This is a genomic window from Pseudomonas sp. PA-1-6B, from assembly GCF_021609545.1.
Lineage (GTDB): Bacteria > Pseudomonadota > Gammaproteobacteria > Pseudomonadales > Pseudomonadaceae > Aquipseudomonas > Aquipseudomonas fluorescens_BV.
On record NZ_WJZM01000008.1, the window covers coordinates 109,805 to 124,372 of the forward strand.

General features: G+C 58.6%; 14 protein-coding genes. 2 read left to right on the forward strand and 12 right to left on the reverse strand.

The genetic code is table 11. The features are described 5' to 3' along the window. Nucleotides 1-66: 66 nt before the first annotated feature. From GIV35_RS06835 to GIV35_RS06890, 11 genes are all read right to left on the reverse strand, one after another. Nucleotides 67-1,374, reverse strand: coding sequence for a CitMHS family transporter (locus GIV35_RS06835; protein ID WP_003187405.1), 1,308 nt, complete (start codon nucleotides 1,372-1,374; stop codon nucleotides 67-69). A 380-nt stretch (nucleotides 1,375-1,754) separates the two neighbouring features. Continuing rightward, a complete protein-coding gene (locus GIV35_RS06840) occupies nucleotides 1,755-3,716 on the reverse strand; it encodes a DUF7844 domain-containing protein (RefSeq protein WP_223024622.1) in 1,962 nt (653 codons plus the stop codon). Then, on the reverse strand, nucleotides 3,713-4,033 hold the full coding sequence (locus tag GIV35_RS06845) for a DUF2388 domain-containing protein (protein ID WP_223024620.1): 321 nt from the start codon (nucleotides 4,031-4,033) through the stop codon (nucleotides 3,713-3,715). The genes GIV35_RS06840 and GIV35_RS06845 overlap by 4 nt, the downstream gene beginning before the upstream one ends. Before the next feature lie 39 nt (nucleotides 4,034-4,072). Next, a complete protein-coding gene (locus GIV35_RS06850; protein ID WP_105225313.1) occupies nucleotides 4,073-4,381 on the reverse strand; it encodes a DUF2388 domain-containing protein in 309 nt (102 codons plus the stop codon). A 105-nt stretch (nucleotides 4,382-4,486) separates the two neighbouring features. Further along, nucleotides 4,487-4,807, reverse strand: a complete 321-nt coding sequence (locus GIV35_RS06860; protein WP_105225314.1) for a DUF2388 domain-containing protein — start codon at nucleotides 4,805-4,807, stop codon at nucleotides 4,487-4,489. A gap of 330 nt (nucleotides 4,808-5,137) precedes the next feature. Continuing rightward, the gene (locus tag GIV35_RS06865; protein ID WP_003187413.1) at nucleotides 5,138-5,353 is read right to left on the reverse strand and encodes a DUF1127 domain-containing protein; all 216 of its coding nucleotides are present in this window, start codon (nucleotides 5,351-5,353) and stop codon (nucleotides 5,138-5,140) included. 318 nt (nucleotides 5,354-5,671) lie between these two features. Then, nucleotides 5,672-7,165, reverse strand: a complete 1,494-nt coding sequence (locus tag GIV35_RS06870; RefSeq protein ID WP_003187414.1) for an acetyl-CoA hydrolase/transferase family protein — start codon at nucleotides 7,163-7,165, stop codon at nucleotides 5,672-5,674. Nucleotides 7,166-7,345: 180 nt separating this feature from the next. After that, the gene (locus tag GIV35_RS06875; RefSeq protein WP_034129251.1) at nucleotides 7,346-8,782 is read right to left on the reverse strand and encodes an NAD(P)(+) transhydrogenase (Re/Si-specific) subunit beta; all 1,437 of its coding nucleotides are present in this window, start codon (nucleotides 8,780-8,782) and stop codon (nucleotides 7,346-7,348) included. Next, nucleotides 8,782-9,102, reverse strand: coding sequence for an NAD(P) transhydrogenase subunit alpha (locus GIV35_RS06880; RefSeq protein WP_003187417.1), 321 nt, complete (start codon nucleotides 9,100-9,102; stop codon nucleotides 8,782-8,784). The genes GIV35_RS06875 and GIV35_RS06880 overlap by 1 nt, the downstream gene beginning before the upstream one ends. Before the next feature lie 15 nt (nucleotides 9,103-9,117). Continuing rightward, complete coding sequence (locus GIV35_RS06885) at nucleotides 9,118-10,239, reverse strand: Re/Si-specific NAD(P)(+) transhydrogenase subunit alpha (protein ID WP_034129252.1); 1,122 nt, start codon at nucleotides 10,237-10,239, stop codon at nucleotides 9,118-9,120. 452 nt (nucleotides 10,240-10,691) lie between these two features. Next, complete coding sequence (locus tag GIV35_RS06890; protein WP_168220159.1) at nucleotides 10,692-11,591, reverse strand: LysR family transcriptional regulator; 900 nt, start codon at nucleotides 11,589-11,591, stop codon at nucleotides 10,692-10,694. A 156-nt stretch (nucleotides 11,592-11,747) separates the two neighbouring features. Here GIV35_RS06890 and GIV35_RS06895 point away from each other — a divergent pair, with 156 nt between their 5' ends. Together GIV35_RS06895 and GIV35_RS06900 are read left to right on the forward strand one after the other, a co-directional pair. After that, nucleotides 11,748-12,929 carry an acyl-CoA dehydrogenase gene (locus GIV35_RS06895; RefSeq protein ID WP_003187423.1) on the forward strand — a complete coding sequence of 394 codons (1,182 nt, stop codon included), beginning with the start codon at nucleotides 11,748-11,750 and terminating at the stop codon, nucleotides 12,927-12,929. Between the two features lie 13 nt (nucleotides 12,930-12,942). Then, nucleotides 12,943-14,163: a CaiB/BaiF CoA transferase family protein gene (locus GIV35_RS06900; protein WP_236264635.1), complete on the forward strand. Its 1,221-nt coding sequence runs from the start codon at nucleotides 12,943-12,945 to the stop codon at nucleotides 14,161-14,163. 111 nt (nucleotides 14,164-14,274) lie between these two features. On the opposite strand, the gene GIV35_RS06905 is transcribed toward GIV35_RS06900, so the two are convergent. Beyond that, nucleotides 14,275-14,568 (reverse strand): hypothetical protein (locus tag GIV35_RS06905; protein ID WP_236485845.1); only part of this gene is annotated, 294 nt, incomplete at its 5' end.

Genomic DNA, 14,568 nt, shown 5'->3' on the forward strand with positions numbered 1-14,568 from the left:
TGTATTCCTTTGAGCAAGTGTTAACCGCGCAAGCTGTAGCGCCGCGCGGTGAGTGAGTCGGTACGATTATAGAGTGCTGAACAGCGGAAAAATCCCCATCAGCAATGCGGCGAACATTATGCACAGGCACACCAACACTGCCCACTTGAGTGTGAAGCGCTGGTGATCGCCGAATTCGATACCCGCCAGAGCAACCAACAAGTACGTCGAGGGTACCAGTGGGCTGAGCAAATGCACGGGTTGCCCGACGATCGACGCCCGCGCCATTTCCACCGCGGTGATGCCGTAATGGCTGGCAGCTTCGGCCAGTACCGGCAGTACGCCGTAGTAGAACGCGTCGTTGGACATGAAGAAGGTGAACGGCATGCTTACCAGCGCGGTGATCACCGCCAGGTAAGGGCCCATCGCTTCTGGGATGACCGCCAACAGGCTCTTGGACATGGCATCGACCATGCCGGTGCCCGACAGGATGCCCGTGAAGATACCGGCGGCGAAGATCAAGCCCACCACCGCCAATACGCTACCGGCGTGAGCCGCGACGCGGTCTTTTTGCTGCTGCAGGCATGGGTAGTTGACGATCATGGCGATACTGAACGCCACCATGAACAGCACCGGCAGCGGCAACAGGCCGGCAATCAGGGTGCACATCAACGCCAGGGTCAGGGCGCCGTTGAACCAGATCAATTTCGGACGGCGGGCGTCGGGGAATTGCGACACGCTGATTTCGCTGTGGTCGATCTCGTCGCCCTGCAGGTGCAATTCACCCAGGCGCGCACGTTCGCGCTTGCCGTACATGTAGGCAATCACCAGGATCGCCACCACACCGGCGGCCATGGCTGGGATCATCGGTACGAAGATGTCCGACGGGTCTACATGCAGCGCACTGGCGGCGCGCGCCGTCGGGCCGCCCCAGGGGGTCATGTTCATGACGCCACCGGCGAGAATGATCAGGCCGGCCATGATTCTTGGGCTCATGCCGATGCGCTGGTACAGCGGCAGCATGGCCGCGACGCAGATCATATAGGTGGTGGCACCGTCACCGTCCAGAGAGACCACCAGGGCCAGTACCGCGGTGCCGACCGACACCTTGAGCGGGTCACCCTTGACCATCTTGAGGATCTTGCGCACGGCCGGGTCGAACAGGCCGGAGTCGATCATCAAGGCAAAATATAGGATGGCGAACATCAGCATCACGCCGGTCGGCGCAAGCTTGGTGATGCCTTCGAGCATCATCGGGCCGATCTTCGGTGCGAAACCGCCGAACAGCGCGAACAGGATCGGCACGATGATCAAGGCGATCAGCGCGGACAGGCGCTTGGTCATGATCAGGAACATGAACGTGATGACCATGGCAAAGCCAAGGAAAGTCAGCATAGGAATACTCCAGGCGTAGCGCGGCTAGGGAATGGCGGACCGAGTGGCGGTCAGCGCAGAACGAAAGGCACGAGGCGTACGGGTGGAGTTGGTGCAAACAGGCGGGTACGAGCGGACATCGGGAATCACCATTGTTGTTGTTAACAGCCGGTCTGTTGCCGGCAGTGAGGGCGATCCTAGACGGGGAAGCTTTCAGCCAGCTTTCGCTGAGAAAACAGCTGATGAAGGGCAGGCACCCGTTCTTCAGGTTGACGAAGAACAAAATGTGGGAGCTGGCTTGCCTGCGATGGCGGTGTATCAGCCAACATCTCTTATGGCTGTGACACCGTCATCGCAGGCAAGCCAGCTCCCACATTTGGAGAGTGGTCGCTGCCAGAATATCAGGGTAGTTCCAGGCCGCCAGCGGCTTTGTGCAAGGCCCGCAAATGCTCACCCACCTGTTTGAGGTTGGTTTCACACGCGGCAATCTCGGCGGCGCGGGATGGATCGAGCAGCGCCCTCACCTCTTTATCCAGCTCGCCGGTCAACGACTGCAACTGCTTCTGGCGTTCGGCGCTTTCTGATTCCAGGCGCTTGGCTTCCGAAGGCTGTGGCAGGCCATAACCCCCACTGTCCAGCAACTCGGCCGGGCGACTCAGGAAGCCGCTGTTGGCGAGAATTTGTTGCAGCGTGTTGTTGGCTTTCTCCATGCCACCGTATTTCAGCTCGCGGGCATTGAGGTAGCGTTGTTTGACCTCATCCTGGGCGAGCATCAGTTGTTTGCGATAGCTGGCCTGCTCCAGCAGCAACAGCGCTGCGCTGGTGCGCAGGTCGGCCTGGCTGAACCACTGGCGACGCGCTTGCGCGTCCAGGGACAACCAGTCTTCGACCTGGGTCTGCTTGATCGGCAGTTGCTTGCGCAGCACATCGAACATGGCCTGGTAGCGCTCGCGGAACGAGTCGAAGTGATACCCCAGCCGCAGTGCCTCGCGCTTGTCATTCAATACGCTGGTATCGGCCAGGCCGCGGGCGCTGAGCACTTCCAGCAAACCGTTGGGGGTGATGTTGTCCAGGCCGGTCAATTGCGGGTTGGCGCTGCCGCTGCGCAACAGTTTCAGGCTTTCGACCGCACAGTTGTTGGAGATAAAGAAGTAGTTGCCGTCATAGCTCCAGTGCATCTGAGCCGCATGTTCGACGGTGTCGTTGATTTCCTGGCGGCTGAGCTTCAGCGGCACCGACGCCAGGCCACGCAGTTCGGTCTTGGTGTACTCATCAATGACCTGGGCCAGCGGCAGTACGAACAGCCGCGACGGGTATTTGCCCACCAGGCCATCCCAGCTCGACAGCTGTACGTCCCCGACAAAGGCGCGGTAAGACAGCACCAGATGCCGGTCCAGGTCCAGTCGGCAATCCGGGCCACGCGGGCGGCCTGGAGCGCAAATCACCAGGCGCAACATGCTATGGCCCCAACGGCTCACCAGGTTCTGGTTGGCTTCGGCAAGCAGATAGTCGATTTCATATACGCGTTCCGGATCGATCTGGCCCAGGGGCGTCTTGGCGAAATCGTTGCCCGCGTTCAGGAAGGCATAGGTGCTGGCGCAGGTGTCCTGTCCGGGCGGGGCCCAGCCGAAGTGATCCTTGTAATAACGGAACAGCGCGGGGCGGCGACACGCGTAGCTGGGGTCCAGGAGGAAGTACTCCATGTTGACCGCTACGAATTCCAGCGGGCTGGTGGTTTCGTAGATGTCCGGGCTGCGTACCACCTGATGGTTGTGCTGCTCACGCTCGCCGCGGCGACCGACATATTGTGGCCAGCCAGCGAGGTCCAGCAGGCGCGGGTCGTCACTGAGGGTAAAGCGGCGGTCGTTCTGGCCACGGCACTGGTCGGGCAAGCCGATCAATCCGGTGATGTTGTTCTGACGGCTGCAGCGCTGGATCAGCGTGCGCTCGTCCTTGGACCACAGGCGCGCACGGTCGTAGATGTGGGTCAGCTCATGCAGCACGGTGGCGAGCATTTCCCGGCGCACGGTACCGTGGGGGCGATTGGTTTTCTGGGTGGCGGCGCTGCCGTCAGTCAGGCTGGCGAGCAGGTTCTGGTTGAGGTCCAGCTCGGACACCAGGGATGCCTGGCCGTAGGCATTTTCAGGCATCTTGTCGGTCCAGCCGACATCGATACGTCGATCCAACTGCTCGACAAAGCGCGGCGGCAAGGAACGCAGTGCTTCATCGAGCAATGCCTGGCTGGCCTGCTGTTCGGCTGGGCTCAAGCCTTGGGTCTTGAGCCGCAGTTGCAGGCCGGCCTGGGCTGTACTTGCACACAGCAGCACGGCCCCGGCCAGGAGCCAGGTTTTGAGACGCCTCACAGAGCGAGGATAGCTTCGGCGAGGGTCTGGTCGCTGGCATCACGGGCTTCTGGCACGCGGGTGCGAAGGGTATCGAACGCGGCTTCCAGTTGGGCGCCACGGATCTCGCCATTGGTGGCGACGAAACTGGCGGCGTCATCGTGGGCTTCGCGCACGATCTTGGAGTCGCGGATGGAGGTGGTGGTGTCCGAGGTGAAATCAATGGTGCGCGCCGAGGCACGCACGACGATGTTGCTGGTGGCCTTCAAGGTTTGCGCCTGGGCGACATCGGCCAAAAACAGCAGGCCGAGGGCGGCGAAGATCAGCGGGCTACGCATGGGGTGACTCCAATGACAAAGATAGAAATACAACGATGATTATTGGACGAGAATTGCCTGCGCCAGTTCAAGGTCGCTTGCATGAAGTTTTGGCTGGGTACGGCGTAGATAGTCCAGCGCGGACTCCAGGCGTGCGCCCCGCCATTGGCCGTCAGTGGCAATGAAAGCGGCAGCATCATCCCGAGCGGCCATGACCAACTTATTGTCGAACGGCGCAGAGGTCACTTTGCTGGTGGCATACACGCTGACAACAGTGCTCTGGGTGGACACATCCAACGCTGAAGCCATGGGTGACCAGCAGGCGCAAAACAGTACAGGAACAATCAATAAACGGTATGAAAAAGCCATGGGACTCGACAACTGAAAGCGAGCGCCAAGGCTAGCGCAACGGCCGGGCGAGAGCCAGCACCGAGCCAGACGGAGCGGCGGGCGCTCCCGTCTGGTTGCTGTGGATCAGATAGCCAGGATGGCCTGTGCCAGCTGTGCATCGGTAGCGGTATTCAATTGCGGCGCTTGTTGGCGGATCTGGGCAAGGGCGCTTTCCAGTTTCACGCCACGGATGGCGCCTTCGCTGGCGACAAAGCTGGCGGCGTCGTCACGGGCGGCTTGTACGACCTTGTTGTCGCGCAGGGATGAAGTGGCATCAGACGTGGCATCGGAGGTTGCCTTCAGAGCGCCGACGATCGAGTCGGTCGTCATGATCAGGCTGCTCGCGTTGGCATTGGCAGCCAGGGTCAGCATAGCGGCAGTGCACAGCAGGCGAAGACGGGACATGGGGTAACTCCTGTAGACGAATAATAAGGTGGCGCGAAACGGCCACAATGAAACGGACTGGGACTGTCGAGCATCAGACGCACGCTCTACAGGGTTCGCCACGTGGTGAGTGGATATTAGGCGTGTGCCGGGCTATTCGGAAGCCTGCAATTAAACTGTACCTGTCATATTTTATTAATTTAGAACTGTACCTGTATGCTTGGGTTGAGTCATTTCAATGCGCAATCACCGATACAACAAAGCCCGCCTCCGGTTACCCGGGGCGGGCTTTGTTTTAACAAATCAGGGTGCTGGCAGTGGACCTGTTAGGTCAGGGCCAGCGGGCGCCACTTAGCGCCAGAACGGCTTGCTCAGCTCTTCGTAGCGTTGAGCTTCGCTGATACCGGCGTCAGCCAGCAGACGCGAATCCAGGCGAGCCAGTTGGTGGCGGCTGGAGATGCGGCGCTGCCACAACATCAGGTTGGCGAGAACGCGCAAAGGCAGGGAAGCCTGGGTGTTTACAGCTTTTTCTTCGAAGAACAGTTCGGAACTGAGTGTACGTTCCATGATGACATCCTTCCGCTTGTGGCGGGATTAGGTAGTGGTTTAACTGATGCCAATGATCCTCTTCCGAGGCAAGACTCTCTAGATACAGTTCACCTGTATTGTGAGAGGCCAGTTAACTGTTTGACGAGGCTGTACGGTACGAAATTGGGGCAACTGTACCTGTGCGCACTTAAAAGGTGCGAAATCGGCATTTTTGAGTTAATGCGTGGGATATTTCGGTAGGAAATGACCGGTACAGCAGTACAGTTTTTTCCATAAGTGAGTGTGGGTTCACCGAGCTGATGAAACTGTCTTCGCATCAGCCCGGATCTGTACTCATCAAGCCTTGAGCATGTGCCCGGTTTCTTCCAGGTTGATGTGCCAACTCAGTGCTTCGCGCAGGATGTGCGGCGTATGCCCGCCGATGGCGCAGGCAGCATCGAAGTAAGTGTTGAGCGCATCGCGATAGGCGGGATGCACGCAGTTATCGATGATGACCCGGGCGCGCTCCCGTGGCGCCAGGCCCCGCAGATCGGCAAGGCCTACTTCGGTGACGAGAATGTCCACGTCATGTTCGGTGTGGTCCACATGGCTGACCATCGGTACCACGCTGGAAATCGCGCCCCCCTTGGCAATGGACTTGGTAACGAAGATCGCCAGGTGCGCATTGCGGGCGAAATCCCCGGAGCCACCGATGCCGTTCATCATCCGCGTGCCGCAGACGTGGGTGGAGTTGACGTTGCCGTAGATATCGAACTCCAGCGCGGTATTGATCCCGATGATGCCCAGGCGGCGTACCACTTCAGGGTGGTTGGAAATTTCCTGCGGGCGCAGCACCAATTTGTCTTTGTAGTGCTCCAGGTTGCCGAACACATCGGCATTACGCCGCTCCGACAAGGTAATCGAACTGCCGGAGGCAAAGCTCAGCTTGCCGGCGTCGATCAGGTCAAAGGTCGAATCCTGCAACACTTCCGAGTACATGGTCAGGTCTTCGAACGGCGACTCGATCAATCCGCACATCACTGCGTTGGCAATATTGCCGATGCCGGCTTGCAGCGGGCCGAGTTTGTTGGTCATGCGCCCGGCATCGACTTCTTGCTTGAGGAAGTTGATCAGGTGATTGGCGATGCCTTGGGTGTCGCTGTCAGGCGGCGTTACCGTAGAGGCGGAGTCCGCCTGGTTGGTGATGACGATGGCGACGATTTTCTCGGGCGGGATCGGAATCGCGGTGCTGCCAATACGGTCGTCGACTTTCACCAGCGGGATCGGCGTGCGCGTCGGCCGGTAGGTCGGGATGTAGATGTCGTGCAGCCCTTCCAGGTTCGGGTTGTGCGCCAGGTTGATCTCGACGATCACCTGTTTGGCAAAAATCGCGAAGCTGGCCGAGTTGCCTACGGAAGTGGTGGGCACGATATGCCCCTGCTCAGTGATCGCGACGGCTTCGATCACGGCGATGTCGGGCAATTTGAGCTGATTGTTGCGCAGTTGCTCGACGGTTTCCGACAGGTGCTGGTCGATAAACATCACCTCGCCGGCATTGATCGCCTTGCGCAGGGTGCTGTCGACTTGAAAGGGCATGCGTCGTGACAGTACGCCGGCTTCGGTCAACTGCTTGTCCAGGTCATTGCCCAGGCTGGCGCCGGTCATCAGGGTAATTTTGAGCGGCGAAGTCTTGGCGCGTTCGGCCAGGGCGTGGGGGACGGCCTTGGCTTCACCGGCACGGGTGAAGCCGCTCATGCCGACGGTCATGCCGTCCTCGATCAGTGCAGCGGCGTCTGCCGCGCTCATGACCTTGTTCAACAACGAAGGCAAGCGGATACGATCACGGTACATGAATTGTTATCTCTGGCTACGGAAAGCAAGGTGGGCAGTGTAGTGATTTCAAAAAGTTTCGGCCCGCTACCATGGTCGAATGCCAGGTCGCGATTTAGAGCCTTTGGTCGGGTTTCATCCGCTAATAAAAAACCCCAGCCTACGTGAGGCCAGGGTTTCGGGTATTGCGCTGGCGCAGTGTTATTCGACGGCTTTGACCATGTCTTCGATGACCTTCTTGGCATCACCGAACACCATCATGGTCTTGTCCAGGTAGAACAACTCGTTATCCAGGCCCGCATAGCCGCTGGCCATCGAGCGCTTGTTGACGATGATGGTCTTGGCCTTGAACGCCTCGAGGATCGGCATGCCGGCGATGGGTGAGTTCGGGTCGTTCTTGGCGGCCGGGTTGACCACGTCGTTGGCGCCCAATACCAGCACCACGTCGGCCTGGCCGAACTCGGAGTTGATGTCTTCCATCTCGAACACCTGGTCGTAAGGCACTTCGGCCTCGGCCAGCAATACGTTCATGTGCCCCGGCATACGGCCCGCCACCGGGTGGATCGCGTACTTTACGGTGACGCCGTGGTGGGTCAGCTTCTCGGTCAGCTCCTTGAGCGCGTGTTGTGCCCGCGCGACCGCAAGGCCGTAGCCTGGGACGATAATCACGGTGTCCGCGTTGGTGAGCAGGAAGGTGGCGTCATCAGCGGAGCCGGACTTCACCGGGCGTGCTTCTTTGGAGCCCGTCGCAGCGCCAGCATCCGGCGCATTGCCGAAACCGCCCAACAGCACATTAAAGAAGGAGCGGTTCATCGCCTTGCACATGATGTACGACAGGATCGCGCCGCTGGAGCCCACCAGGGAACCGGCGATGATCAGCATCGAGTTGTTCAGCGAGAAACCGATGCCCGCCGCTGCCCAGCCGGAATAGCTGTTGAGCATCGACACCACCACGGGCATGTCGGCGCCGCCAATCGGGATGATGATCAGCACACCCAGCACGAAGGCCAGGGCCAGCATCAGTGCAAATGCGCTGAGATTGCCGGTGAACATGAACGCCAGGCCCAGGCCCAGGGTTGCCAGGCCGAGTACCAGGTTCAGTTTGTGTTGGCCGCCGAACTGTACCGGTGCGCCCTGGAACAGGCGGAACTTGTACTTGCCCGACAGCTTGCCGAATGCGATCACCGAGCCGGAGAAGGTGATTGCACCGATAGCGGCACCGAGGAACAGTTCCAGGCGGTTACCGGCCGGTATCGAATCGCCCAAGTGCTTGACGATGCCCAGGGACTGCGGCTCGACCACGGCGGCAATGGCGATGAACACCGCTGCGAGGCCGATCATGCTGTGCATGAACGCGACCAGCTCGGGCATCTTGGTCATTTCAACACGCTTGGCCATGATCGAGCCGGCGGTACCGCCAACCAATAGGCCAACGATGACGTAGCCGATACCGGCAGTCGCCAGTTCAGCCCCCAGCTTATAGATGAGGCCGACGGTGGTGAGTACCGCCAGCGCCATGCCGAGCATGCCGAACAGGTTGCCGCGCCGCGAAGTGGTCGGGTGCGAGAGGCCTTTGAGGGCCTGGATGAAACAAATCGACGCGATCAGGTAGAGCGTCGTCACGAGATTCATGCTCATTACTTGGGCGCCTCTTCTTTTACTTTCGGGGCTTTCTTCTTGAACATCTCAAGCATCCTGCGGGTGACCAGGAAGCCACCGAAGACATTTACCGCTGCTAGGGCCACGGCCAGCGTGCCCATGGTCTTGCCCAGTGGCGTCACGGTGAGAGCGGCGGCGAGCATGGCGCCGACGATAACAATCGCGGAAATGGCGTTGGTCACGGCCATCAGCGGCGTGTGCAATGCGGGTGTTACGTTCCAGACCACGTGATAACCGACATAAATCGCCAGCACAAAGATGATCAGGTTGTAGATACCGGGGGAGATAAGCTCTTCCATCGTCTGAATCCCTGTTTAGGCGTTTTTGCGGATGACTTGGCCGTCGCGGCACATCAGGCACGCGGCGACGATGTCGTCTTCGAGGTTGATTTCAAACTGCCCTTCCTTGGTGAAGACCAGCTTCAGGAAGTCCAGCAGGTTGCGCGCATACAAGGCCGAGGCGTCGGCGGCGACAGCGCCCGCCAGGTTGGTCGGGCCGCAGATGATCACGCCGTTTTCCACCACTACCTGGTCGGCCACGGTCAACGGGCAGTTGCCACCCTGGGCAGCGGCGAGGTCGATGACCACCGAGCCGGGTTTCATCTGCGCTACGGTATCGGCGCTGAGCAGGGTCGGAGCCTTGCGGCCCGGGATCAGGGCGGTGGTGATGACGATATCGGCCTGTTTGGCGCGTTCGTGCACGGCCAGGGCCTGGCGCTGCATCCAACTGGTGGGCATCGGGCGTGCGTAGCCCCCGACACCGACGGCGCATTCACGCTCTTCATCGGTTTCGTAGGGAACGTCGACAAACTTGGCGCCCAGGGATTCGATCTGCTCCTTAACCGCCGGGCGTACGTCGGACGCTTCGATCACCGCGCCCAGGCGCTTGGCCGTGGCGATGGCTTGCAGGCCCGCCACACCGGCGCCAAGGATCAGTACGCGTGCGGCTTTTACAGTGCCGGCAGCAGTCATCAGCATCGGCATGAAGCGCGGGTAGTGGTGAGCGGCCAGCAACACGGCCTTGTAACCGGCGATGTTGGCTTGCGAAGACAGCACATCAAGGCTTTGAGCGCGTGAAGTGCGCGGCGCGGCTTCCAGGGCGAAGGCGGTGATGCCGCGCTCGGCGAGCTTGGCGATGGTTTCGTTGCTGAACGGATTGAGCATGCCCACCAACACGGTGCCACTTTTGATCAGCGCAAGTTCGCTGTCGCTGGGGGCAACCACTTTGAGAATCAGCTCGGCGCCAAATGCGTCGTTGGCGCTGCCAATGGTGGCGCCTGCCGTTTCATAGGCACTGTCGACGATGCTGGCATTGATGCCTGCGCCGCTTTGTACAGTGACCTTATGGCCCTGGCCGATCAGCTTCTTGATGGTTTCCGGGGTGGCAGCCACCCGCGTTTCACCGGTCTGGGTTTCGAGAGGAACACCAATGTGCACGTCAAATCTCCTGCATGATCTTTTTGCTTTTGATCTTTTTGTAAAAAGGCCAGTGCACCGCGAGTGGCGCAACTGGGGCGGCCGATCAGCACGATCCCGCTGAAATGACAGCGGGGCGCGGCATTTTGCAGGCGAACTTTACGGCCATCAAGGGATTATGACGGGTGACGAAAAATTAACTACAAGTCACCCTGTGACTGATTGTCGCAACAGGCTGAAATAACCTCTTTAAATACAAGCCTTTAAAGGCGTTCAGGCGTTTTCAGTCCATTTTTCCATTGCCAGTGTGAATAGTCGTGCATTGGCCGGTAAGAGTCGCTACGAGCCATGAAATACATGGCTTTTAGCCTTGTTTTTGGCTGACAAGTACAGTCTGTTTAAATGCGACATATACGTACATCTGTAGGCTCTTAATTTATTTGACTACAAAGTCAGTAATTGCGCTTTGCCCTTCATTTACTTGGGTTGTAGCGTCTTGACTGGTCGACCAGCCAGTCCCTGAATGCATGCAGAGAGGCGGATTCGACCTTTCTGTCAGGAATCATCAGGTAATAAGCCTTTTCGCTGGTCAGTGCTTCGGTGCTGGCGATTACCAATTGTTGCTCCTTCAGCTCCTGCTGGATGAGAAAAGGAGGGATCAGTGCGATGCCCATGTCATGCATGGCCGCTTGAGACAGCATCGAGAATAGCTCGTATCGAGGGCCTGTCATGTCGCGAGGGATGCTCAGTTGTTGGGCGTTGAACCATTGGCGCCAGGCGTAGGGGCGTGTGGTCTGCTGCAGCAGGGGCAGCTCGGCGATCTGTTGAGGGGTGAAGTGCGTGCGGTCGCCGAGTAAGCGCGGGCTGCAGACCGGTACCGGGTTCTCGCCCATCAGCCTGTGGGATTGCGTACCCGACCAATCGGCATCTCCGAAGTAGATTGCGGCATCGAACTCGGTGTCGGCGAACAGGAAGGGGCGTGTGCGGTTCGTCAGGTTCACCGTGACTTCCGGGTGCTGATGTTGAAAGTCCTTCAGGCGTGGGATCAGCCACTGCGTGCCGAAGGTGGGCACCACCGCCAGTTCGATCACATTGGCGCCTTGCTGGCCCATTACCGACAAGGTGTCGCGCTCCACGGCGTCCAGCTGTGTTGCAACCCTACGGCTATAAGACAGCCCCGCCTCCGTCAGCTTCACGCCGCGGCGTGAGCGGCGAAACAGCTCGACACTCAAAAACTCCTCCAGGCTGGCGATCTGTCGGCAAATCGCGCCTTGGGTGATGGAAAGCTCCAGTGCTGCCTTTGTGAAGCTCTCGTGGCGGGCTGCTGCCTCAAAGCTGATGAGTGCGGTGGTACTGGGGATTTTCCGGCGCATGTACATTGCCCTCACAGATAAAGCGCATTTATGGGCTTTTTGAGTGTTACGAAGTGAGAAATTAGCACAAGCCTATGCAAAAACCTCGTTTGCCCTCTGCGCAGACCGCGCCTAGTCTGGATCCACGACTTCTGATTTTTTCGCGAGGACTTATTCATGGCTGGCAAGGCAAGCTTCAACTGGATCGATCCACTGCTGCTGGATCAACAGCTCACCGAAGAAGAGCGCATGGTGCGTGACAGCGCCGAGCAATTTGCTCAGGACAAGCTGGCTCCGCGTGTGCTCGAAGCCTTCCGTCATGAAAAGACAGACCCCGCTATTTTCCGTGAGATGGGCGAGACCGGTTTGCTGGGGGCGATGATCCCCGAGCAATACGGCGGCAGTGGGTTGAATTACGTCAGCTACGGTTTGATTGCTCGTGAGGTCGAGCGTGTCGACTCCGGCTATCGCTCGATGATGAGTGTGCAGTCTTCCTTGGTCATGGTGCCGATCAATGAGTTTGGTACCGAGGCGCAAAAACAGAAGTATTTGCCCAAACTGGCCTCTGGTGAATGGATCGGTTGTTTCGGGCTGACCGAGCCCAACCATGGTTCTGATCCGGGCGCGATGATCACCCGTGCACGCAAAGTGGATGGCGGCTACAGCCTGACCGGCGCGAAGATGTGGATCACCAACAGTCCGATTGCGGATGTGTTTGTGGTGTGGGGCAAAGACGATGCGGGAGATATCCGTGGCTTTGTGCTGGAAAAAGGCTGGAAAGGCCTGAGCGCTCCGGCTATCCACGGCAAGGTGGGGTTGCGGGCCTCCATTACCGGTGAAATCGTCATGGATAACGTATTTGTGCCGGAAGAAAATATCTTCCCCGATGTACGTGGCTTGAAAGGGCCGTTTACCTGCCTTAACTCGGCACGGTACGGGATCTCCTGGGGTGCGCTGGGGGCTGCTGAGTTCTGCTGGCATACCGCGCGCCAGTACACACTTGATCGCCAGCAGTTTGGTCGCCCATTGGCTGCCACTCAGCTGATCCAGAAGAAGCTGGCAGACATGCAGACCGAGATTACCTTGGCCCTGCAAGGTTGCCTGCGCCTGGGCCGGATGAAGGATGAGGGTACGGCGGCGGTGGAGATCACTTCGATCATGAAGCGTAACTCGTGTGGCAAGTCATTGGACATCGCGCGCATGGCCCGGGACATGCTGGGCGGTAACGGCATCTCTGACGAGTTCGGGGTAGCACGCCACCTGGTCAACCTGGAAGTGGTCAACACCTATGAAGGGACCCATGACGTGCATGCCTTGATCCTGGGGCGCGCGCAAACCGGTCTTCAAGCGTTCTATTAATAGGAGCATGGGCATGGGCGCGCTTTCGCATCTGCGAGTGCTGGATTTGTCACGAGTACTCGCGGGCCCTTGGTCCGGGCAGATTCTTGCAGACCTTGGGGCCGAGGTGATCAAAGTCGAAAGGCCGGGCAGCGGCGATGACACGCGCGCTTGGGGCCCTCCCTTCCTTAAGGATGCGGATGGCGAGAACACCAGTGAGGCGGCGTACTACCTGTCGGCCAACCGTAATAAAGAGTCGGTGACCATCGACTTTACGAGACCTGAAGGCCAGAAACTGGTACGCGACCTGGCTGCCAAGTCGGACATCCTGATCGAAAACTTCAAGGTGGGTGGCCTTGCGGCGTATGGACTGGACTACGAGTCCCTCAAAGAGGTTAACCCGGAGCTGATTTACTGCTCCATTACGGGGTTTGGCCAGACGGGCCCCTATGCGATGCGCGCCGGTTACGACTTCATGATCCAGGGTATGGGTGGGCTCATGAGCCTGACGGGGCGGCCTGAAGGGGATGAAGGCGCTGGGCCGGTAAAGGTTGGCGTAGCCTTGACCGATATCTTGACCGGGCTCTATTCGACCGTGGCGATTTTGGCTGCGCTAGCTCATCGCGATCACGATGGTGGTGGGCAGCATATCGACATGGCGTTGCTGGATGTGCAGGTGGCTTGCCTGGCGAATCAGGCGATGAATTACCTGACCACCGGGACGCCGCCGAAGCGCCTGGGCAACGCTCACCCTAATATTGTGCCCTATCAGGATTTCCCCACTGCCGATGGAGATTTCATTCTCACCGTAGGCAATGACGGGCAGTTCCGTAAATTCGCTGAAGTCGCTGGGCAACCACAATGGGCGGATGACGTGCGTTTCGCCACCAATCGCGCACGGGTGGCTAATCGCGCGGAGCTGATTCCCTTGATTCGCCAGGCGACGGTCTTCAAGACGACCGCTGAGTGGGTGTCGCAGCTGGAGCGAGTGGGCGTGCCGTGTGGGCCGATTAATGATCTGGCGCAGGTGTTTTCCGATCCTCAGGTCAAGGCGCGTGGCTTGGCGGTGGAGTTGCCTCATGCATTGGCGGGGATGGTGCCTCAGGTTGCGAGCCCGATACGCTTATCCAAGACGCCTGTAGAGTACCGGAGTGCGCCTCCTCTACTGGGCGAGCACACGCTTCAGGTGCTGCAAGGAGTTCTGGGGCTGGGAGCTGCTCATGTGGCTGCATTGAAGGAAGCAGGTGTTATTTAAGCTTTTCCTTCTATATAGATAGAAGTCCAGTGGAGAGCTGGTTGTTTTTTAACCGAAGCTAACTTATTGATAGAAAAGCAGAATTAAGAGTTGACGGCGAATTATAACTGTCTATAATTCGCCCCACTTCCAGCGCAGTCGAAACGGAAAACTCCTTGGTAAACAATGAGTTATGCGGTTTTCGACAGCAAGCTGCTTCAGTTCATCGAAGCCAAAAGGAAGTTGAAAAAGAGGTGTTGACAGCAGCGTGTAACGCTGTAGAATTCGCCTCCCGCTTACGAGAGATCGCAAGCGCAAGTGGTTGAAGTTGTTGAAGAAATCTTCGAAAACTTCTGAAAATAACCACTTGACAGCAAATGAGGCTGCTGTAGAATGCGCGCCTCGGTTGAGACGAAAGATCTTAAC